The 21,374-nt window shown below is 71.1% G+C and carries 19 protein-coding genes; 7 read left to right on the top strand and 12 right to left on the bottom strand.

What is annotated here, in order from left to right:
• Positions 1 to 15 precede the first annotated feature (15 nt).
• From TR49_RS10330 to TR49_RS10315, 4 genes are all read right to left on the bottom strand, one after another.
• Positions 16 to 585, bottom strand: a complete 570-nt coding sequence (locus TR49_RS10330; RefSeq protein ID WP_236653301.1) for a helix-turn-helix domain-containing protein — start codon at positions 583 to 585, stop codon at positions 16 to 18.
• Positions 582 to 2,045, bottom strand: a complete 1,464-nt coding sequence (locus tag TR49_RS10325; RefSeq protein WP_236653300.1) for a transcriptional regulator — start codon at positions 2,043 to 2,045, stop codon at positions 582 to 584. The genes TR49_RS10330 and TR49_RS10325 overlap by 4 nt, the downstream gene beginning before the upstream one ends.
• 1,035 nt (positions 2,046 to 3,080) lie before the next feature.
• Entirely contained in the window at positions 3,081 to 3,998 is a 918-nt protein-coding gene (locus tag TR49_RS10320) for an NADP-dependent oxidoreductase (RefSeq protein WP_042379856.1), read from the bottom strand.
• 300 nt (positions 3,999 to 4,298) lie between these two features.
• Complete coding sequence (locus TR49_RS10315) at positions 4,299 to 4,901, bottom strand: TetR/AcrR family transcriptional regulator (RefSeq protein ID WP_042379854.1); 603 nt, start codon at positions 4,899 to 4,901, stop codon at positions 4,299 to 4,301.
• Positions 4,902 to 5,037: 136 nt separating this feature from the next.
• Between TR49_RS10315 and TR49_RS10310 the strand changes: the two genes are divergently transcribed.
• Positions 5,038 to 6,009, top strand: coding sequence for an ATP-binding cassette domain-containing protein (locus TR49_RS10310; protein ID WP_201776171.1), 972 nt, complete (start codon positions 5,038 to 5,040; stop codon positions 6,007 to 6,009).
• Complete coding sequence (locus TR49_RS10305) at positions 6,006 to 6,875, top strand: ABC transporter permease (RefSeq protein WP_042379852.1); 870 nt, start codon at positions 6,006 to 6,008, stop codon at positions 6,873 to 6,875. Before TR49_RS10310 ends, TR49_RS10305 begins: the two co-directional genes overlap by 4 nt.
• A 47-nt stretch (positions 6,876 to 6,922) precedes the next feature.
• Here TR49_RS10305 and TR49_RS10300 read toward each other — a convergent pair whose 3' ends face one another.
• Genes TR49_RS10300 through TR49_RS10290 form a run of 3 tightly spaced genes read right to left on the bottom strand, consistent with a single transcriptional unit; the run spans position 6,923 to position 9,040 of the window.
• Positions 6,923 to 7,768: a hypothetical protein gene (locus tag TR49_RS10300; protein WP_042379850.1), complete on the bottom strand. Its 846-nt coding sequence runs from the start codon at positions 7,766 to 7,768 to the stop codon at positions 6,923 to 6,925.
• Positions 7,755 to 8,408 carry an ABC transporter ATP-binding protein gene (locus tag TR49_RS10295; protein WP_042379847.1) on the bottom strand — a complete coding sequence of 218 codons (654 nt, stop codon included), beginning with the start codon at positions 8,406 to 8,408 and terminating at the stop codon, positions 7,755 to 7,757. Before TR49_RS10295 ends, TR49_RS10300 begins: the two co-directional genes overlap by 14 nt.
• Positions 8,405 to 9,040: a TetR/AcrR family transcriptional regulator gene (locus TR49_RS10290; protein ID WP_042380170.1), complete on the bottom strand. Its 636-nt coding sequence runs from the start codon at positions 9,038 to 9,040 to the stop codon at positions 8,405 to 8,407. Before TR49_RS10290 ends, TR49_RS10295 begins: the two co-directional genes overlap by 4 nt.
• Before the next feature lie 243 nt (positions 9,041 to 9,283).
• Here TR49_RS10290 and TR49_RS10285 point away from each other — a divergent pair, with 243 nt between their 5' ends.
• Together TR49_RS10285 and TR49_RS10280 are read left to right on the top strand one after the other, a co-directional pair.
• The gene (locus tag TR49_RS10285; RefSeq protein ID WP_042379845.1) at positions 9,284 to 10,159 is read left to right on the top strand and encodes a universal stress protein; all 876 of its coding nucleotides are present in this window, start codon (positions 9,284 to 9,286) and stop codon (positions 10,157 to 10,159) included.
• Between the two features lie 227 nt (positions 10,160 to 10,386).
• Positions 10,387 to 11,946, top strand: a complete 1,560-nt coding sequence (locus TR49_RS10280; protein ID WP_042379843.1) for a Na+/H+ antiporter — start codon at positions 10,387 to 10,389, stop codon at positions 11,944 to 11,946.
• Between the two features lie 27 nt (positions 11,947 to 11,973).
• On the opposite strand, the gene TR49_RS10275 is transcribed toward TR49_RS10280, so the two are convergent.
• Complete coding sequence (locus tag TR49_RS10275) at positions 11,974 to 12,432, bottom strand: hypothetical protein (protein ID WP_042379839.1); 459 nt, start codon at positions 12,430 to 12,432, stop codon at positions 11,974 to 11,976.
• A gap of 265 nt (positions 12,433 to 12,697) precedes the next feature.
• Here TR49_RS10275 and TR49_RS46365 point away from each other — a divergent pair, with 265 nt between their 5' ends.
• The 3 genes from TR49_RS46365 (at position 12,698) to TR49_RS10260 (ending at position 15,913) form a co-directional block, all read left to right on the top strand.
• Positions 12,698 to 14,104, top strand: coding sequence for an APC family permease (locus TR49_RS46365; RefSeq protein ID WP_268874066.1), 1,407 nt, complete (start codon positions 12,698 to 12,700; stop codon positions 14,102 to 14,104).
• 184 nt (positions 14,105 to 14,288) lie between these two features.
• On the top strand, positions 14,289 to 15,416 hold the full coding sequence (locus tag TR49_RS10265; RefSeq protein ID WP_042379835.1) for a transaldolase family protein: 1,128 nt from the start codon (positions 14,289 to 14,291) through the stop codon (positions 15,414 to 15,416).
• Between the two features lie 266 nt (positions 15,417 to 15,682).
• Positions 15,683 to 15,913, top strand: coding sequence for a hypothetical protein (locus TR49_RS10260; RefSeq protein WP_042379833.1), 231 nt, complete (start codon positions 15,683 to 15,685; stop codon positions 15,911 to 15,913).
• A 44-nt stretch (positions 15,914 to 15,957) separates the two neighbouring features.
• Here the strand turns inward: TR49_RS10260 and TR49_RS10255 are convergent, their stop codons facing one another.
• From TR49_RS10255 to kdpB, 4 genes are all read right to left on the bottom strand, one after another.
• Positions 15,958 to 16,650, bottom strand: a complete 693-nt coding sequence (locus TR49_RS10255; RefSeq protein WP_042379831.1) for a response regulator — start codon at positions 16,648 to 16,650, stop codon at positions 15,958 to 15,960.
• Positions 16,647 to 19,217 carry a sensor histidine kinase gene (locus TR49_RS10250; protein WP_084724766.1) on the bottom strand — a complete coding sequence of 857 codons (2,571 nt, stop codon included), beginning with the start codon at positions 19,215 to 19,217 and terminating at the stop codon, positions 16,647 to 16,649. Before TR49_RS10250 ends, TR49_RS10255 begins: the two co-directional genes overlap by 4 nt.
• A gap of 103 nt (positions 19,218 to 19,320) precedes the next feature.
• Complete coding sequence (gene kdpC / locus TR49_RS10245) at positions 19,321 to 19,950, bottom strand: potassium-transporting ATPase subunit KdpC (RefSeq protein WP_042379829.1); 630 nt, start codon at positions 19,948 to 19,950, stop codon at positions 19,321 to 19,323.
• Positions 19,951 to 19,971: 21 nt separating this feature from the next.
• Positions 19,972 to 21,374: potassium-transporting ATPase subunit KdpB (gene kdpB, locus TR49_RS10240; RefSeq protein WP_042379827.1), on the bottom strand; the 1,403-nt coding region annotated here is incomplete at its 5' end.

Raw genomic sequence — 21,374 nt, 5'->3', positions numbered from 1 at the left:
GCATCGGTTTCCCGGTCATGGGGGTGCCGTGGCGGGGCCGGCGATGGTTCGGCCACGTGGGCGCAGGGTGGTACCTGCGCGGTGCAGCAGCCGGTAGACGGTCGACGGTGAGCACTCGTGCACGGCGGCCAGGGCGGGCACGCTGACCCCCGCCTCGTACCAGCGGCGCAGCTCGTCCATCTGCCGCCGGCGCTCGGCCTCGTGCCCGGCGCGGGTGAGCCGGCGGGTCTCGGCGCTGGAGCGCAGGACGGTTCCGGCCTCGCCCAGGAGCCGCCGGACCGTGCGCGCTGACAGTCCGTGGGCTTCGGCGAGGGCGGTGACCGTGGACCCGGCCTCGTAGGCGGTGCGCAGCTGGTTGGCCAGGCGGGCACGGTCGGGGCCCTGGCGACGTGCGCGGGTCTGCTGTGCGGTGCGCATGGGGGTGTCGACCATCCGCAGCCGGTTCAAGATGGTCGCGCGGGACAGGCCGGTGGCGGTGGCGAGCTCGCGCACGGTCTCTCCGTGGCGGTAGCGGGCGGCCAGGTCGAGTGCCTGGCGCTGGCGGGCCGGGCTCCAGCCGGTGGGGCGGGCGGGTGTGGTGGTCATGCTGCGGTCTCCCATGCGTGCAGGGCGGTGGTGTGGGCGGCGACGAGTTCGTCGTAGCTGCGGTCGTCGTCGGGGCTGAGGAGGATGAGGCGGCCGTCGGTGGCGACCTGCCAGCCCGACACGGCCCGTCCGGTGACCGGGTCCAGGACCGTTCCATCCGGGCCGTGCCAGCCGGTGGGGATCTCGTCGGCGCGAGGACCAGGCACCAACACGGTTCGGCCGTCGACCACGGCCGTCAGGGCGGGGCTGCGTCGTTCGTCCAGGGCCGCGAGGGCGGCGCGGTAGGCGGCGCGCTCCGCCGCGTGCAGGGCCCGCCGGGCAGCCGCGACGCCCGCGGTGCCGTAGGCGGTCGCGAGGACGTCCCACCCGACAACGGCGGGCTCGGGCTCGGGCGCAGGGGCGGTAGCAGCCTCCGGGACGCTGTTACCGATCCCCCGCAGCGCCTGGGTGGTGAGTGCCCAGCCCGCGCCGGACCGCTGGAGGAGGCCGTGGCCTTGCAGGCGGGCGATGGTGCGGTAGGCGGTCGCCCGCGACAGCGACGCGGAGATGGTGAGCTCGGCGGGTGTCTGGCCGGGGCGGGCGTGCAGGGCACCGATGACCATCAGTGCGGAAGACCCGAGGGCGTGGTGGGCGAAGGCGTCGTGCCCCATGAGCAGGCCGATGACCCGGGAATCGACGTCAGCCCCGGTGTCCGTCTCAGGGGTGGTCCACTCCCCAAGCTCCCCGTCGGGGGGGCACTGACTGGGCTGATCACGAGACACACCAGCGCGCTGCAGGTCTGCAGGTCCGTCCGCGAGGTACCAGGTCGAACCCTCCGTGCCGTACCCGACGCGGAGCCGGCGCAGCCAGCCGCCCGGCTTCAGCACCAGCTCATAGGCCTGCCGAAGGGTCTGCCGGGAGATCCCGGCCTCCTCCGCCGCCTGCCGCTCGCTCGCGAAGTGCAGACGGCCACCGGCGGCCTGGGCGAAGTTCAGGTGCGCCCGCAGGACCCGCAGCGCGGTCCGGCCGCGCTCACCACGCCACGCGGTGGTCTCGATCCGCTCCCGCAGCCGCGCGAGACCCTCATGCGCTCCCTCGCGGGATCCGACATCCGTGGTGCCCTCGACCAGGGCTGTGGCGCTGGCCCAGACACGTTCGACGTACCCCTGGGCGCGGGCGTGCCCGGACCGCAGCGCGATCACCTGCGCGTGTCGGCCGCCCTCGTGCTCCGGATGCATCAGCAGCCGGGTCAGCTGCTCGACCGTCCCGCCGGCGCGGGCCACGTGGCAGGCGATCGCCGCCGTGATCCGGTGACCCTGCTCGGACTCCGCCTGCCGCCGCTCCCGCGGCCGGACCGCCCCGTCGCCGCCGAGCCGGGAATAGGCGCCGGTCGCGTACCGGCCGCCGAGATCACCCAGCAGGATCAGATCAGCCGCCGCCGGCGGCAGGCTGCCCAGCCCGAGCCCGTCGGGTGCGCCCACCTGCAGGCGATGAGACTGGGTTGCGGGCTCTTCCTCGGACCGCTGCCGAGGGAAGACAGGAGATGGCATCCTGGTCGTGTCTCGCAAGGACGTGGACACCACCACCGAGGCCCGTCAAAACCGCGGGTGGTGCCCGGAACCGACCTCCAATCGGTGCCAGCGAAGCCTCCAGGACTCCACTCCTGGGGGCATTCGTATGTCCGGCACTGCTCGGAGGCAGGCCTGCGCTCACAGCATCAGCCCGGGGCCAATCGGGGGCCAGCGGGGCCAATCGGGGGCCAAGCAGACTGACTGCCTGTGACGCCCTCTGACTGCCTCTGACTGCCCTTCCCGCAGGTCACGACCGGTTCGCTACCCCATCGGTGCAGGTCGGAAAGGTAGGGCGGAAGAACCCGGCGTATATGGCCGACTCGTCCGCCGCCCTGCAACGCCGCAGGTCAGACAGCTATCTGAGCGAACAGGGAACACCTCGGGGCCAATTCGGGGCCAACAAGCCGCCCCGTAGCCGATCAAGCATCGCCCAACTGCTCCGAGTCCGCCTTGGACGCGCGAGCGATCGAAGCGCTCGGCGCTCTTTAATCACCCCAGGTCAAAGAGCCGCCGCGCCCATTCGCGCATGCGTACCTAGGGAGAGTCATAGAGCACACGGACGAAGTGGACTGAACTGACAGGACAACGGCTCATACGACCGGCGGTTGAACACGCGCTCCCACCCCTGCCCAGGTGCGTCGACGTCGCTTAACAACGAGCAACGGACTTGGGCTCAACCGGCGCCCCGTCCAGCGAGTACGGCTGGGGCGTCGAGTCCTCTCTGGAGTCACCGTCCTCAGCTGGAGCCCTCTTGGGGATTGTCCGGAGTGCTCTGCGGGAAGCCGCAGGAGTCGATCAACTCGAAGACCAAGCCCTCGATGGGTGGGTCCGCCCGCTTGATCAAGACGTCTGCGAGCGCGATGAGTTCGGCGGCACCACGGCCGGGTCGCTTCGTCTCGTACACCCTGAGGATGACCCGCCAGCCGGACAGCGGGCCATACCCCTCTAGGGTCGTACGCGGATGACTGTCTTCCCGCGGCGTCGCATGGTCGGGTTAAGGGCACCGACGGCGTCGTCGAGGCTCGCGATGTGACCGATGTTTGTCCGCAGTCGTCCGTCCCGCACCCGCTGCACGATCTCACCCAGTTCCGCGCGATTGGCCTCGACGACGAAATCCACCGCCAGGCCGTCAGTGGGCTGCGCCTCAGCCGGGCCGACGATGGACACCAGCGTTCCTCCGGGCCTGATCAGGGCAGCGGACTGCTTTTGAACGTCGCCGCCGATGACGTCGAAGACCAGGTCGACGTCGCCGACGTCTTTCAGGGCGTCGTTGTCGAGGTCGACGAACTCATGCGCGCCGAAGTCGAGTGCCATCTCACGGTCGGCGGCGCGACCGGTGCCGATGACGTAGGCGCCGGCCTCACGTGCGAGCTGGGTCACCATCGTCCCGACCGCCCCGGCCGCGCCATGGGCGAGGACGGTCTGGCCGGCCTGAAGGCGGCCGTGCTGGAACAGCCCCTGCCACGCGGTCAGGCCTGAGATCGGCAGGGACGCGCCTACAGTGAAGTCGACGTCCCCGGGCAGCGGTGCGAGGTTGCGTGCCTCGATCGCCACGTACTCGGCCAGGGTGCCGTCGCGGTGCCAGTCGGCGAGGCCGAACACTCGCTGCCCGAGCGACAGCCCCGTCGTGCCGTAGCCGAGGGCGGTGACCACTCCGGCCAGTTCGTGGCCGGGGATCGACGGTGTCTTGTCGTGGCCGGCGCGATCGGTCCAGGTCGATGGCCAGTCCATCTCAGTCGATACGAAGCCCGACGCATGAATCTGAACGATCACGTCGTTGATCGCTGCGAGCGGCTCAGGTCGCTCCGTGAGCGTCATCCCAGCTGTTCCCGCGGCCTGGTCGGTTACCACGATCGCTTTCATTGAATCTGCCCTCCTTCCATCTGGTTCGAGGTTGCGCAGGTTGAGGAAGACGCGGGCCATCGACTTCCACAGCTCCCGCGAGGGCCGACACCACCGCCTCACTCGATCAGTACCTGCCCGCCATCGCAACCCGTGGACGTTCGCCGAGAGCCTCCACGTCAACATCGCCGGCCGTCAACCGCGCGGGGAGGTCAATCGATCCGTCTGCGCCCCGGAGCTCGATAGCCGTCCGGACCTTCCGCACACGCGGCCGCAGTCGCTGACACTCGGATGAGGCGACGGGAGCTGGTCTGCCGGGCCTCAGTCGACTTGGCCGGGCTGGACCAGGCGGGGAATGCTGACGCGCAGGATCCGGACGGCCTGGTCTGAGGTCATGCGTCCGACGCGGACCTCCTCGCCCGCGGCATGGGCCAGGCCGAGCACGGCGGCGAGGATCCAGGAGACCGGCAGGTCTGGGTCGAGGTCACCGTCGCGTTGCCCGCGCACGATGACACGCTCCAGACGCGCCATCACGGGCTCGTGCCGTTCCCGGTCCCGCTCGGGCGTGACATCGGGTTGGGCGAGGTGGAGCAGGAACGGATCGGTGTCGAAAGCCTCCCAGCCGGCCTCCAACAGGCGGACCAGGGCCGCGTCGGCAGGTCCGCTGTCAAGGTCGGCAGCGTCGATCGCGGCAAGGACGCGCTCCGTGGCGCGGTCGACGAGCGCGCTGATCAGGGCGTCGCGGGACGGGAAGTGCGCGTAGATGGTCTGGCGGGCGGTCCCGGCTTCCTTGGCGATCTCGTCCATCGACGCGTCCGGCCTGCGGGCCAGGACGCGGGAGGCGGCGTCCAGGATCGTGGCGATACTGCGCCGCGCGTCCGCACGGCGCGGGCGGGAGGACTGACCGGACCTTAGCTCTGACACGGTTGTCAATCATAGCGGGCGCGCGTAACTTGGACATTACTGTCAGAGTTAGCGCCGCTCAGTGCGTCACTGCATGCCCTGACGACGGCGTGAGTCCCGCGATGTCTTCGCAACACCTCATGAGAGAAGACCTGCTGTGGAAGCGATCTCCGACCTCGCCGTCCATGCCACCGGACTGACCAAGCGCTTCGGATCGACCCTGGCCCTGGACGGACTCGACCTGGCCGTTCCCGCCGGGACGGTCTACGGGTTCCTCGGCCCCAATGGGGCCGGCAAGACCACCACCCTGCGTATCCTGGCCACCTTGCTGCGCCCGGACGCCGGCACCGCCCGCGTCCTGGGCCATGACGTGGTCCGCGAGCCGGAGGCGGTACGCGCGCGGATCAGCCTCACGGGCCAGTTCGCTTGCTTGGACGAGGATCTGACGGCACGCGAGAACCTGCGCATCCTCGCCCGCCTCGTCGGCAACCGTGGACGGGCCGCGCATGCCCGTGCGCAGGAACTGCTCGACGCCTTCAACCTCGCCGACGTAACTGATCGTCCCGTCAAGACCTGGTCGGGCGGCATGCGCAGGCGCCTGGACCTGGCCGCGAGCCTGATCACCACCCCCGACCTGCTGTTCCTCGACGAGCCCAGCACCGGTCTCGACCCAGCCAGCCGCCTCCAGGTCTGGGACACGGTTCAGGCCCTCGCCGACGCCGGCACGACCGTGCTGCTGACCACCCAATACCTCGACGAAGCCGACCGGCTTGCCTCCCGGATCGCCGTCATCGACCACGGCCGAGTGATCGCCGAGGGCACGCCCGGCGAGCTCAAGGCCGAAACCGGCGCCGGACACCTTCACATCCAGCTTGCCTCACCCGGCCAGGGCGAGCAGGCCCAGGCGGCACTGGCCCACCTACTGGACCTGCCGGTCCACCCCGATACGGAGCCGGGCAGCCTTTCGGTGGCCGGGCCGGCAGCCGACCAGGCCGCGTTGGCCGTCGCTCACCTGGAATGCAACGGCATCCCGGTCGCTGCGTTCGCACTGGCCCGGCCGAGCCTCGACGAGGTCTTCCTGGCCCTCACCGCCCGCATCCAGGACTCTTCGAAGGAGCACGCGGCATGACCACGGCCCCGATCCCCAGCCCCGCCGGCGGACCTGACATCACGACGCAGCCCGCGGCCGCGCTGCACGACCCCGGCTCGGTGCTCGCGCGGAAGCCGCGTCCCGCGCCGCCGGGACGCGTGTCCGCCTCGCTCACCTTCGCCTGGCGGGCGCTGCTGAAGATCCGCCGGATCCCCGAGCAGATGTCCGACGTGATCGCCGTCCCCATCGTCTTCACCCTGCTGTTCACATACCTGTTCGGCGGCGCGCTGGCCGGATCCCCGCACGGCTACCTGCAGTTCCTGCTGCCCGGCACCCTGGTCATGGCTGTCCTGCTGGCCACCATGTACACGGGGGTGAACCTCAACGCCGACCTCGGCAAGGGCGTCTACGACCGCTTCCGCACACTTCGGATCTGGCAGCCCGCCCCGATCGTCGGCGCGCTGGTCGGAGACGCCTTGCGGTACCTGCTCGCTTCCGCCCTCGTCGGTGGTCTCGGTCTGCTGCTGGGCTATCGGCCGGGCGGTGGCGCGCCAGGGATGCTGCTGGCCATCGCGCTCGTCGTCGTGTTCGCGCTGGCCTTCTCCTGGGTCTTCACCCTTCTGGGCCTTGTTGTGCGCTCCTCCAACGCCATCATGAGCCTGGCCGTGGTGGTGCTCTTCCCGCTCACCTTGGCCAGCAACGCCTTCGTCGACCCGCACACCATGCCCGGCTGGCTGCGCGCCTTCGTCCGCGTCAACCCGGTCACCGGTCTGGTCACCACCACTCGGGCCGCCATGGACGGAACGGTGACACCGGGACAGGTCGGCATCGTCCTGGCCGCCTCCGCTGCCCTGACCGCCATCTTCGCGCCGCTCACCATGCGCGCCTACCGCAACCACCGGTGACCTCACCCCACCTGCCCCGGCCATCCGCGCACGAGACGAAGACCGACCTATCCCACGGGCCCCGAAACGTTGCCGCGGTGGGGCTCGTGTCGGCGGGTGCGGGTCTTGATCTGGAAGACGATCAGTCCGCAGGCGGCGAACCCGGCGGCCCACGCGAGCCCGAGGGCGAGGTGCCCCCACAACGCCGTGTGGCCGAAGGAGCCGGCGACGGCGAACTGCATCGGCCCGAAGGAGGGAAACCACTGCAGGACCGGCTTGTTGGCCAGCGGGTTGCCGAGCGGGTTCTGCAGGAACGTGTCCATCAGCCCGCCCATGATGATCAGGAAGAAGCCTTCCAGATCGCCCTTGACGAGGACGCCGAGCAGCAGGCCGAAGGCGCCGTAGGTGAGGGCGATCACGGCGTAGCCGGCCAGGATCGCGAACCATCCCGCGGGGCTCGGGCGCCAGAAGCCGAGCAGGACGAGTGCGGCGTAGAGGGCGACCGCGGCGGAGATCACCGTGATCGACAGTGTCTTCGCGCCGATCAGGGTGGGCTGGCGGAATCCCGCGAACACCAGGCGTCGGTCGAAGGCCAGGGTTCTGCGGATCGCGTCGAAGACGGCGAAGCCGACGATCAGTGACAGTGCGTTGAGGCCCGCGCTGATCAAGGTGAGCTCTCCGCCGTCGACGGTCAGCGTGCGGCCGGTGGCGAACAGCTTGAAGCTGAGCTGCTGGTGGCCGGCCATCGCCTGCATCAGGCCGTACCAGGTGGGCACGAAGCCGACCAGCAGCAGCGCGGCCAGCCGGTTGCGGGTCTGGTTGCGCAGGGCGAAACGCAGGGCGGCGCCGAACTGCCGGACGGCCGGAGCGCTCGATCGGCCGGAGGGAACGGCGGCGAGGTCAGAGACGGTCATCGTCGGCTCCCGGCGTGTTCGTGGCGACCGTGGTGGTGCCGCGCAGGTGCAGCCGACCGTCGACGAGGTCGGCCAGGACGTCGAACCGGTCCTGCTCGAACACCAGGTGGGTGATGAGCACGATGGCCTTGCCCCGGGCGCGCAGGTCGCCGACCAGGTCCCAGAACCGGAGATAGGTCTCCCAGTCGAAGCCCTGGTAGGGCTCGTCGAGCAGGAGCACGTCGGGGTCGTGCAGCAGGGAGAGGACGAGGTTGAGTTTCTGCCGGGTGCCGCCGGACAGGGCCCCGGCGCTGGTGTCGCGGAACTTGGCCAGGCCGAGCCGCTGCATCAGCTCCTCTCCGCGGCCGAGGTCGGCCAGGCGGTACGCGGCGGCGAAGTAGCGCAGGTGCTGGCCCACGGTCAGGTTGTCAGAGAGGACGGCTTCCTGGGGGCAGTAGCCCAGCGTGCCCGACAGTCGCACGGTTCCGGCGTCGGTCTTGAGTGTTCCGGCGAGCGCCTTAAGCAGGGTCGACTTGCCCGCGCCGTTCTCGCCGACCACGGCGACCAGTTGGCCCCGGTCCACGCTCAGGTCCGTACCGCTGAGGACTCGGTGGCGGCCGTAGGACTTGTGCAGGCCCTCGGCGACGAGGATCGCGGTCACGGCTCCTCCTGGCGCGGTGCGGCGGCCAGCAGGCCGGATCCGTAGACGGCGAGCACCTCGGACGCCCACCGCCGCATCCCGTCCGGCGAGAAGGGGTCCACTCCGAGCACTTCGGTGAGGCGGTCGCGAAGGAGCAGCACGGCCAGGTCGTTGGCCATCAGGAAGGCGGCGCGCACGGCCGGGTCGTTGCCCTCACTGGCCAGTCCCGCCTGCGACAGGGTGGACAGGACGCCCTGGCTCACGGTGAACAGGCGCCTGAACAGGATGCGGCCCGCCTCGCTGTCGTCGAGCAGCAGGCGCCGCAGATAGCCGGGCAGCGGCGAGTCCGACGGCAAGTGGCGTAGGACCGCCTCCGCCAGCGAGCCGGTGGCGGCCGGGTCGTACAGGTCCGGGGCGCCCGGCTGGGTCATTTCGGCCAGCGCCTCGTCGAACGTGTCGAGCACGTGTTGGTCGACCACTTCGCGCAAGCCCTCCTTCGAACCGAAGTGATGGACGACCAGCGCCGGCGACACCCCGGCCGCGGCAGCGATCTGCCGCACCGACACCCCGTCGGGGCCGTGCGCGCCGAACAGCCGCAAGGCCTCGTCCCGGATGACCGCACGGGCGGTCCGATCGTCCTTGACTGAACGCATGTACAGCATGCTAAACACTTGTTCAGTCAACGTCCAGAGGGGCTGCGGCCGAGTCGGCGGAAGCGGTGGCGGTTCAGCGGGTGAGGCACCTCGAACGGACGCCGTCCCCGTCCGCGCGGCGGGCGGGGCTCGGTGCGGTGCCCCACGATGAGGGGGACAGCTGCCCGAGCGAACGTCCCAAGCGCCGCCGGCATCGGCACCGCGCGGGCCTTGTCGGGCGCGGGCGGCGCGTGAAGGAGCGCCATGTCCAGTCCGCCGTCCTCCGCCGTGGTCGCCGGTGTCGACTACCCCGCCCAGCACACCCCGGCGGTCGCCTGGGCCGCGCAGGAGGCCGTCCTGCGCGACGCTCCCCTGCTCCTGGTCACCGGCTGGATCGGCGCCGCCCACGGAGACTCGCACCTGCTGCGCGAGGGATTCCTCCAGGACGGCGTGCGGCGCGGCCTCGACGCGCTCGCCGGGGAGCTGGGGCACTGGAACCCCGGGCTGAAAGTCACCACCACGGCCGACGATGCGGACGCGCACGAGGCGCTGCAGCGGCGCAGCGCCGACGCGCGGCTGCTGGTCGTCGGGGCGCGTGGGACGGGTGGCTTCCCGGGTCTTCTGGTCGGTTCGACCGCGCTGCGCATCGCCGCCACGGCGGACTGTCCCGTCGTGGTCGTGCCCGGCAGCGGGTCGGAGCCCCCTGACAGAGGGGACGGGCAGGTGGTGGTGGGCGTCGACGGACCCGACCGTGCGGACGCCTGCCTGGCGTTCTCCTTCGAGACCGCCCAGCGCGAGCCCGCCCGGCTCCGTGTCGTGCACGCCTGGCACCACACCCTCACCGGCGGCTCCGACCACGTCGGCCCGCTGGCGGACGAGGCCCGGATCCCCGCCGAGCAGGACCGCGTCCTCAACCGTCTGCTCGACCCGTGGATCGAGCGCTACCCGCAGGTGCAGCTGCGTCCCGAGACGGTCCACTCCACTCCGGCCAAGTACCTGGTCGCCCTCTCGCAGCAGGCCCGCCTGGTCGTCGTCGGCCGCCACGGCCACCCCACCGGACCGCTCGGCCGCCTGGGCTCGGTCGGCCAGACCGTCGTCCAATACGCCCACTGCCCGGTGGCCGTCGTGCCCCCGCCGTGATCCCCACGCACGGGGCCCCAACGGCGGCTGTCCCGCTTCCAGCGGGACCGGCGGCGACCCTGCGGGGCCGCGAAACGCATCGGCAACGCTCCCGACCCCGAGAACTGGTTAAAGCGTTGATAAAGTCCCGTCATGGTGTGCCGGGAAGTCTGGTCGGCGCGGGGGCAGTGACCGGTCGCGAACGCGCGGCTGGCGTCCTCCGGTGAGACCTGGGAGCACCCTCTTCAATGCGCGCCGTGGGCACCGTCCTCCTCCTCGTCGTCCTGGCCACCGCGGTGGCCACGGGCGCCAAACGGTGGCGCATCCCCGCGCCCTCGCTGCTGGTGCTGGTCGGCCTCGCCGTCGCGCTGATACCCGGCACTCCCGCCCTGCACATCGCCCCGCAGACCATCGGCCTCGTGGTGCTGCCGCCGCTGCTGTACGCCTCGGCGGAGGAGTTGTCGGTCCGGGACTTGCGCACCGTGTGGAAGCCGGTGATCGTCCTCGCCTTCGGCCTGGTTCTCGCCTCGGCGGCGGTGATCGGCCTGCTCGGGGCCTGGCTCACCCCGCTCAGCGGCGCTATGGCGTTCGTGCTGGGCACGGTGCTGGCCAGTACCGACCCGGTCGCGGTGACCGCGCTGGGCCGCCGCCTGGCTCTGCCCGGCCGCGTGCAGGTCCTGGTGCAGGGCGAGAGCCTGTTCAACGACGCCACCTCGCTGGTGATGTTCAAGGTCGCCGTCGCGGTGGCCGTGTCCACCACCGCGGTCAGCTGGACCCGCGCCGGGGGCGAGTTCTTCCTGCTGGCCGGCGGCGGCACCCTCGTCGGCGCGGCGGTGGCCGGCATCGTCGCCCTGATCCGGCGCCGCACCACCGACCCGGTGCTGGAGACCGTCATCGCCCTGGTCACCCCGTACGCCGCCTACGTCCTCGCCGAGGAACTGCACACCTCGGGCGTCACCTGCGTGGTCATCGCCGGAGTTCTGCTCGGCCGCTCCAGTCACCGGCTCACCGACGCTCGTATCCGGCTCCAGCTCCAGGCCGTCTACGCCGTCGTGATCTTCCTGCTGGAAAGCGTCGTCTTCGCCATCGTGGGCCTGGAACTGCCGACCCTGGTCCGCGACCTCCCGGCCGGCACCGGCGCCTGGCCGCTCCAGGCCCTGGTCATCGCCCTGGCTCTGATCGCACTGAGACTGGCGTGGATGCTGCCCCTGTCGGCCGCACTCAAGCCCACCACCCGCCGCCCCTCCTGGCGGCTGGCCGCCGTCGCCTCCTGGGCCGGCACCCGCGGCGTCATGCCGCTGGCCGCCGCCCTGTCCATCCCGCTCACTACCGCCGACCACCAGCCGCTGCAGGGACGCGCCCTGGTCCTCACCCTGACCACCGCTGTCGTCATCTTCACCCTCGTCGTCCAGGGCCTGTCCCTCGCCGCCGTCGTCAACCGCTCCGGCCTGGCTCTGGAACCCGAGCACACCGCCCGCGAGGAAACGGACACCCGCGACACCCTCACCCGCACCGCCTTGGTCCATCTCGACGAGATCACCGACCTGGAGACCATGCCCACCGCGGCGCTCGACCGGGTCCGCCGCCGCCTCGACGCCCAGCTCGACCACGGCACCGACCCGGACGACACGGGCGCGCCCGGAGGTCGCAGCGTGCTCGACGCCTACCGCGAGCTGCGCCGCGAGGTGATCACCGTGCAGCGTGCGGAGCTACGCCGCCTCTACGAGGACCACGAGATCAGTGACACCACCCGGCGCCGCCTCCAGCACGAACTCGACCTGGAGGAAACGGGCCTGGGCGGAAGCTGACGTCGTGGCGCGGAGCCGGGCAGGCGGTCAGGAGTCGGCGGACGCTCGCGCCGCCCGCACCAGCAGGTCGGCGACCCACGGATCCAACCGGAACCGCTCCTGGATCCATGCCGCGTCCCGGCCTAGGACCGCACTGGTCCAGGCCGTGTAGAGCAGGTCCAGGTCGAGCCGGTCCGGGTCGGCCAGCAAAGCCGGACGCAGCTGGTCCATGGGGAAGCCTTCGAGCATCGCCGCCGGCACCCACGACCGCGCCACGCCGGCCTGCGGATGCGGAACCTCGGCGGCGCCCACTACGTGGCGCAGCCGCAGGATGCCGAAGGCGACGACCGCCAGCGACAGGCAGGCTCCCACCAGGGCGCCGGCCATGATCAGCCGCTCTCGCCCGGACACGGCCAGGAGCGTGGCCAGCTCGGCCAGGGCGAGCACCGCGATCCCGGCCCCGGCGCGGCGAAGAACCCGCTCCGGACGGCTGATCCACCGCGCCATCGCCCGCCTCCCCACGGCCCTTCCGCACGTGCCTTACCCGTTCACCTTAACCACGCCTTGACACGGTCGCTCGGGCGAACAGGTCCTGTGGCTGCGCGGGCGGGCGGTCCGGGGCCCGGCGACCAGTCGCCAGGATTGCGGATTTTGACGCGTTCTTGACGGCTGCCTAGCGGATTCTTAGCTAGGCTCCCGGTCTGGTGTGCCGGGAAGTCTGGTCGGCGATGCAGTACCCCTGTTGCCCCTGCCAGCGAAAGCAGTCCGCCCCGTGACCAGCCGACCCACGTCTCAGCCCACCGCCGAACACCCCGGGCGCTGGCGGGCCGCGTTGCATGCCCGGCCGGTGCTGCTGATCGCGTTCGCGTTCGCGGTGATGGCCGACCCGGTCTCCTCCGTCGCCTACGCCATCGAGGCCGCCCTGCGGGCCCTGCACGGGGACCTGGATCTGCTGCTGCCGACGATGGGCCTGGTCGTCGGCCTGATCGCGCTGGTCATCGTCAACTACCACCAGCTCGTCGCCCGCTACCCGCAGGGCGGCGGCGCTGCTGCCGCCGCCGGGGACGCCTTCGGTGAGGCCGCCGCGTTCGTGCCGATCGGGGCCCTGATTGTCGACTTTGTGCTGACCATCGCGATCTCCTCCGCGGCCGGAGCGTCCGCGATCATCGCCTACCTGCCCGCCGCCGCGCCGTGGCGGATCCCGCTCGCGCTCGTCCTGACCGCGCTGGTGGCGGGACTGACCTGGTTCGGCCACCTCGGGCGTGCGGTGTTCGCGCTGATGACGCTGGTCTTCATCGCCGTCACGGTCGCCGTGCTGTGGGGCGGGCTGACCGCCCCCGTGCACCCGAGCGGCACCATCACCCACAGCGCCGGCCACTGGGCTCCGATCGCCGTGGCGGTGGCCTTCCCCGTCGCGATGGCGCTGGCCACCGGCGTCGAGGCCCCCTCCTCCGCCATCGCCCAGCTGGGCCAGCTCGACGACGCGGGACGCCGCCGCTTCGGACGCGTCACCCTCTGGCTCACGCTGCTCCTGGTCGGCGGCATCACCATGGGCCTGACCGCCGAGGCCGTGCATCTGCGCATCGGTATCCCCGCCCCCGACAGCACCCAGATCGCCGACCTCGCCCACGCCGCGGCCTCCGGCCCCCTCTACGCGCTGTTCCAGCTGCTCACCGCACTGCTGCTGCTCTCGGCCGCGTCCTCCTCCTTCGCCGCCGGCCCCGGCCTGCTCAAGGCCCTCGCCCGCCACCACCGCGCCGACGGCGGCGACGCCGGCATCCTGCCCGCCCTGTGGGGCCGCACCAACAAGCACCACACCCCCTACTGGGGCGTCGTCCTCTTCCTCGCCGTCTCCGCCCTGGTCATCGTCGCCGCGGGCGGCGACGACCAGCGCCTGGTCCTCTTCTACGCCGTCTCCGTCTTCATGGCCTTCCTCGCCGGCCTGATCGCCATGGCCCGCTTCTCCCTGCGCGACCGCCAGTTCGGCCACGCCATCGTGAACCTCGTCGGAGCCGTCGCCGTCGCCTTCGTCCTCGTCGTCAACCTGTCCCGGGGCGAGCCCATCGCCTCCCTGGCCGCCGCCGTCATCATCGCGGGCGTGCTGTACCGGATGTGGGTCAAGGCCGGACGCCCACGTGGCATCCGCGACGTCGCAGCCGAAGCCGAGTCGGGACAGTGACCACGGCAGCGAGCGCGCCCCGCCCGACCTCGGCGCCCCACTCAGTGGTGACCCCTTGGTTCGGCTTCCCGCCGTGCGCCTGCGCGTCGCCTGAGCTGTTGCCGCGTCTACGGCGTCGAACAAGGATTGCTCTGAGCAAAGGACTGCCGCTGGAGTAGCCCGGAGCCCTCAGAAGGGGCAGCCGATGACCGTTCCCCTCGGCAGACTGACCAGAGCCGACACTTCCGTGTGGCTGGACGGCGTCGGACGGGATCTGCTCCGCGGCGGCACCTTCGCCCGCATGGCGGCGCTCTACGGCGTCAGCGGAGCGGTCACCGGACCCGCGTGCCTTGCGTGGCCGATCAACTCGACCCAGCAGTACGACCGTGAGCTCGCGCAGTGCGCGGCCTCCGGCGTCACCGCCGAGGACGCGCTGCGCTCGCTCATCGCCTGCAACGCCCGGTGGGCCTGCGACGTCCTGCGCCCACTGCACCAGGCATCCGCCGGCATGGACGGCTGGGTCTCGGTCGGCATGGACCCCCGTCCCGCCCACGACGCCCTGCACACCGTGGCCGAGGCGCACGCTGTGCGGCAGCTCGTGGGCCGCCCCAACCTCGTCGTCGAGATCCCGGCAACGAACGCGGGACTGCAGGCCATGCGCACCTGTCTCGCCGAAGGGATCGGCGTGCACGCTACCCGGGTCTTCTCCCCCAGCCGGTTGCTTCGGGTCCATGAAGCCTTCCAGGCCGGGCTGGAACAGGCGGTCCGGGCAGGGCGCGGTCCCGCGAGCGCAGCGGCCTTCGCCTCGTTCGCGGTCGGTCACCTCGACCAGGCTGCCGACGTCTTCCTGGCACGCGTGGGCACCGCACGGGCCGAGCGTCTTCGCGGCCAGATCGCAATCGCCACCGCCCGGCTGGCCCACGAACGCTGGCAGTCACTCGCTCACACCGGCCTGCGCGCGGAGCGTTTGCTCTGGCACGTTTTCACCGTCCCCCGCCGCGACCCCGCTCATCCCCGCAATCCCGCTCACGACGACGCGCGGCGCGCCGAGAGCCTGTCCCTGCCCGGCACGATCACCTTGTTGCCCGAGGCCACCTTGCGGGCGCTCGCCTCACACGGACCTGGCGCGGACCACGTGCTGCTCGGCCGGTTTCCGGCAGCCCGCGAGGTGATGGACGAGGCCGCCGCGCTCGGGCTCGACGTGGAGGCGGTGGCCGAGACCCTGGCACGACGAAGTCTGGCGGCGGCCGTGGCCGGCTGGGCCGAGCTCGCCGACACCGTCGACGCCGCCATGAACGGCGAACTCGTCAGGCCACCGGCCCACGTCCAGTAGCCTCGCCGGTCCTCGGCCTCCTTGAGCGCCGGGGCCGGACGCGAGGTTCATCTCCTGGCGCAGGTGACGGCACGTAAGCTCCGCACGCCGGCCTTGCTCGCGAAGAATCCGGCCCACACCGACCTCGCCGTCCTGCACAAGGAGAGCCAGACGGCCCTGGCCGAACCCTGGGCACAACACCGATCCTGTCGGCACCAGGCACGCAAAGGGCACCGGACCGACCGGCCATGCCCTCGCGTGGTGCTGCAGAACTTGGGGGAGGCGCCGTGCGGAAGGACCTGCTGCCGCTGATCGTCGTCATGGCCGGCTTCCTCGCGCTGTTTCTCGTGCAGCGAGGTCGGACAAGTCTGTACCACTACCAGTGCACGCACTGCGGCGAATCATTCGGCATCTCGCCTCTTCTCGCCGCGTTGGCGCACCACCGCATGGGGCAGAAGCTGCTGCGCTGCCCTTCCTGCGGGGCGGTGACCTGGGCCAGGCCGGTGAGGAAGGGCTGACAGGGCCGCGAGACCCGTCACGCCCCCCGGTGCCGTTCGGCTCGTCAGGGCTGGTAGCGGTAGCCCATGCCGGGTTCGGTGATCAGGTGGCGGGGGCGGGACGGGTCGGGTTCGAGTTTGCGGCGCAGGCCGGTGAAGTAGACGCGCAGGTAGTTGGTGTTGTGCTCGTGTCCGGGGCCCCAGACGCTGTTGAGCAGGTGACCGGCCGTCACCAGGCGACCGGGGTGCTGGAGCATCACGGTGAGGATCTTCCACTCGGTCGGCGTGAGCCGCAGTGGCGCCAGGGAGTCGGCGTCGTCGGTGGGGCGGATGGTGTGGGAGGCGAGGTCGATGGTCCACCCTCCGATGACGGCGGTGACGCTCCCTGTTCCCTCGGCGGTCGGGCGGCGCAGGGCGGCGCGCAGGCGGGCGAGGAGCTCGTTCATGGCGAACGGCTTGGTGACGTAGTCGTCCGCGCCCGCGTCCAGGGCCGCGACTTTCTCGGCGGCGTCGGCCCGGCCGGAGAGCACGATGATGGGGACGCTGCTCCAGCCGCGGACAGCCTGGATGACCTTGAGGCCGTCCATGTCGGGCAGGCCGAGGTCGAGGATGACCGCGTCGGGTGCGATGCGCGCGGTCTCGCGGATGGCCTCGGCGCCGTCCGCGGCCGTTGTGATCTCGTATTGGCGGGCCTGGAGGTTGATCTTCAGGGCCCGCAGCATCTGGGGCTCGTCGTCGACGACCAGGATCTTGGTCACGTCAGTGATTCTCCGGACGAGGAGGGACGGATGGGGTGAGGCGCGGCCGAGCCGTCGGGCCCGTCCGTCTCCTCGTCGAGGGTGTGGGCGGGCAGGGTGAGCACCATGGTGAGGCCACCGCCGGGGGTGTCCTCGGGGGTGAGGGTGCCGCCCATGGCCTCGGTCAGACCGCGGGACAGGGCCAGGCCCAGTCCGACACCGCTGGTGTTGTCGGTGTCGCCGAGTCGCTGGAAGGGCTGGAAGACCCGGTCCCGGTCGGCCTCGGGCAGCCCGGGGCCGCGGTCGACGACGCGGATCTGCACCGCGTCCGCGAGGGCGCTCACCGAGACGAGGACCGGGGAGCCGGCTGCGTGCCGCAGGGCGTTGGTGACCAGGTTCGCCAGGACCCGCTCCAGCAACGGGGCATCGGCCAGGACGGGTGGTGCCGCATTCATGCCGTGGACTTCGACGTCGTCGGCCGGGGTGGTCAGCGAGCCGACCGCGCTGGCCCACACGTCCTCGACGGCGGTGGGTTGAAGATCCAAGGTGAGCGCGCCGGCTTGGAGGCGGCTCATGTCGAGGAGGTTCTCCACCAGGCGGGAGAGTTTGCCGAGCGATTCCTCGGCGGTCGCGAGCAGGTCGGCCTGGTCCTCGGGGGTGAACTGGACGTCGTCGCTGCGCAGGGAACTGACGGAGGCAAGCGCCACGGCAAGGGGGGTGCGCAGGTCGTGGCTGACGGCGGCCAGGAGCGCGGTGCGCAGGCGGTCGGCGGCCTTGACCGGCTCGATCTCGGCGGCGACCTCGGCCAGTCGGGCACGTTCGAGGGCGACCTGGACGTGGGCGGCGAACGCGGCCAGCACCCTGCGGTCGGAGGCGGGCAGGGGCCGGCCGCACAGGACGAGGGCGGCGTTGTCGCCGACCGGGACGACCTCCTCCCCCGGCTCGGGCTGGGGGATTCCGTCGACGAGTTGGACGCTGTCCATGGTGAAGGTCTCGCGCAGCCGGGCGAGCAGGGCGGGAACAGCCTGATCACCTCGTAGCACGCTGCCCGCGAGCGCCGACAGCGTCTCGGCCTCTGCGGTGGCGCGGGCAGCGCGCCCTGAGAGTTGCCGTGCGGTGTCGACGATCCAGGCGACGACGATCGCGACGATCGCGAACACGAAGAGCGCGAGCACGTTGTTGGGCTCGGCGATGGTGAACTTGTGCAGCGGCGGGATGAAGTAGTAGTTCAGCAGCAGGGACGCCACCAGCGAGGCGACCAGCGCCGAGGTGATGCCACCGAGCAGCGAGATGCCGACGACCAGGGCCAGGAACAGCAGGGCGTCGCTGGTCAGGTTGATGGTGTGGCGGGAGTGCGTGAGCACGAGCGTGAGGAGCGTCGGCAGCACGAGGCCGGCGGCGAGGCCGGTGATCAGGCGTCCGGTCGGGCTCAGTCGCCCCCTCGCCCGGGGGCGTCCACGCCCGGAGCGCTCGTGGGTGACCATGTGGACGTCGATGTCACCGGAGAGCTCGATCGTTGTCTCGCCGATGCCCCGGCCTGCGGACAGGGCCCGGCGCACGGTGCTGCGGCGGCTGGTGCCCAGCACGAGCTGGGTGGCGTTCTCGGCGCGGGCGAAGTCGAGCAGCGCCTGGGGGACGTTGTCGCCGACCACCGAGTGGTAGGTGCCGCCGATGGACTCGACCAGGTGCCGTTGCTCGGCCAGTGCGGCGGGGTCGGCGTCGGCGAGGCCGTCGCTTCGGGCGACGTGCACGGCGAGGAGGGCGCCGCTGCCGGCGCGGTCGGCGATGCGGGCGGCGCGGCGGATCAGTGTCTCGCCCTCGGGGCCGCCGGTCAGGGCGACGACGACGCGTTCGCGGGTCTCCCAGACTTTGCTGATGTCGTGGGCGGCGCGGTACCGCTTGAGGCCCTCGTCCACGCGCCCGGCGAGCCAGAGCAGGGCGAGTTCGCGCAGGGCGGTGAGGTTGCCGACGCGGAAGTAGTTGGACAGCGCCGCGTCGACCTTCTCGGCGGCGTAGACGTTGCCGTGGGCCATCCGGCGGCGCAGGCCCTCGGGGGCCATGTCGACCAGTTCGATCTGGTCGGCGCGGCGGACGACCTCGTCGGGGACGGTCTCGCGCTGCGGGACGCCGGTGATCTTCTGGACGACGTCGTTGAGCGATTCGAGGTGCTGCACGTTGACGGTGGTCAGCACGTCGATGCCGGCGTCGAGGATGTCGTCGATGTCCTGCCAGCGCTTGGCGTGGCGGCCGCCGGGGATGTTGGTGTGGGCGAGCTCGTCCACCACGGCGACTTCCGGGCGCCGTGCGATCACCGCGTCCGTGTCCAGTTCCGTGAACGAGGTACCCCGGTACTCCCGGGAGAGCCGGGGCACGACCTCCAGCCCCGCAAGGATTTGCTCCGTGCGGGGGCGGCCGTGGCACTCAACGTAGGCGACGACTACGTCCGTGCCGCGCTCGGCACGGCGGTGGGCCTCGTCCAGCATCTTGAAGGTCTTGCCGACACCCGGCGCGGAGCCGAGGAAGACCTTGAGCGTGCCCCGGCCGTAGCCGCGTGCGGGCGGCGGGGGTTGGGGGGCTTGCGCTGCCACGACCTGATCTCCATGTCCCCGCCCCGCTCGTGGGGCGGACTGTCGCCGAGGTCCGGCCGCGCACGGTGCGCGGCCGGACCGGGTATGCCTGTCTGGGAGCCAGTCAGCCCAGCTTGGACAGGGCCAGGTTGAGCTGGAGGACGTTGACCCGGGGCTCGCCGAGGAAGCCGAGGGTGCGGTCCTGGGTGTACTGCTTCACCAGCGCCTGGACCTTGTCGACACTCAGGCCGCGCGCCTTGGCGACACGGTTCACCTGGATGGCGGCGTAGGCGGGGCTGATGTCCGGGTCGAGGCCCGACGCGGACGAGGTGATCGCGTCCGCGGGCACCTGGCTCTCCGGGACGCCGTTGAACTTGGCGATGTCGGACTTGAGCTGGGTGTAGGTGGTCACCAGACCGGCGTCGTTGGTGCCCTTGTTGGTGCCGCCCGACGCGGTCGGGTCGTAGCCCAGGGCGCCGGCGGCGGAGGGGCGGGACTGGAAGAACTTCGGGTCGGGCGTCTGGGACTTGCCGTCCTTGGAGACGATCGTGAAGTTCTGCCCGAGCAGCGAGGACCCGACGACCTGACCGGAGGCGTTCTTGACCAGCGAGCCGTTGGCCTGGCTGTGGAACGCGACCTGCGAGACGCCGGTGATCAGCAGCGGGTACGCGAGGCCGCAGATCACCGTGAACAGCAGCAGGATCCGCAGACCCGTCAGGTGGTTGCGCACCGCGGTCGGAAGAGGCTTGGACATCTGAATCACTCTCTTCTTGTCTCAGTGCAGGCCGGGGATGAACTGGACGATCAGGTCGATCGCCTTGATGCCGACGAACGGCAGGATCAGACCGCCGACGCCGTAGATCCCCAGGTTGCGGCGCAGCAGCGACTGCGACGAGGACGGCTTGTACTGCACACCGCGCAGAGCCAGCGGGATCAGGCCGATGATGATCAGGGCGTTGAAGATGATCGCCGAGGTGATCGCCGACATCGGGCTGTGCAGGTGCATGATGTTGAGCTTGCCCAGGCCCGGGTACACGACCGCGAACATCGCGGGGATGATCGCGAAGTACTTCGCAACGTCGTTGGCGATCGAGAACGTGGTCAGCGCGCCTCGGGTGATCAGGAGCTGCTTGCCGATCTCGACGATCTCGATGAGCTTGGTGGGGTTGGAGTCCAGGTCCACCATGTTCCCGGCCTCCTTGGCGGCCGAGGTACCGGTGTTCATCGCCACGCCGACGTCGGCCTGCGCGAGCGCGGGGGCGTCGTTGGTGCCGTCGCCGGTCATGGCGACCAGGCGGCCGCCCTCCTGCTCCTTCTTGATCAGCGCCATCTTGTCCTCGGGAGTGGCCTCCGCGAGGTAGTCGTCGACGCCGGCCTCCTCGGCGATGGCGGCGGCCGTCAGTGGGTTGTCGCCCGTGATCATGACGGTCTTGATGCCCATGGCGCGCATCTCCGCGAAGCGCTCACGGATGCCCGGCTTGACGACGTCCTTGAGGTAGATGACGCCGAGGACGCGCGCCGGGGCGCTGCCCTTCTTCTCCGCCACGACGAGCGGGGTGCCGCCGAGGTTGGAGATCCGCTCGACCGCGACGTCGAGCTCGTTGTCGGTCTCGCCGCCGTTCTCCTTGACCCAGTTGGCCACGGCCGCGGCCGCGCCCTTGCGGGTGGAGTGGACGCCGTCCTTCTCGTCCAGGTCGACACCGGACATGCGGGTCTGGGCGGTGAACTCGATCCAGGTGGCGTGGGTGAGCTCGCCCTGGGCGCGCTCGCGCAGGTCGTACTTCTCCTTCGCGAGGACCACGATGGAGCGGCCCTCCGGGGTCTCGTCCGCGAGCGAGGACAGCTGGGCGGCGTTCGCGAGGTCCGCCTCGGTGACCTGGCCGACCGTCAGGAACTCGGCGGCCTGGCGGTTGCCGAAGGTGATGGTGCCGGTCTTGTCGAGCAGCAGGGTGGAGACGTCGCCCGCGGCTTCGACGGCGCGGCCGGACATCGCCAGCACGTTGCGCTGCACCAGCCGGTCCATGCCGGCGATGCCGATCGCCGAGAGCAGCGCGCCGATCGTGGTCGGGATCAGCGCGACCAGCAGGGAGACCAGGACGATGATCGTCTGCTCGGCGCCCGCGTACTTCGCCATCGGCTGCAGGGTCACGACCGCGAGCAGGAAGACAATCGTGAGGG

The sequence above is a fragment of the Streptacidiphilus melanogenes genome, assembly GCF_000787835.1.
In the GTDB taxonomy this organism is placed as follows: Bacteria; Actinomycetota; Actinomycetes; order Streptomycetales; family Streptomycetaceae; genus Streptacidiphilus; species Streptacidiphilus melanogenes.
The sequence above is the reverse complement of the archived record's forward strand: the minus strand, read 5'-3'. Positions and strand labels throughout refer to the sequence as shown.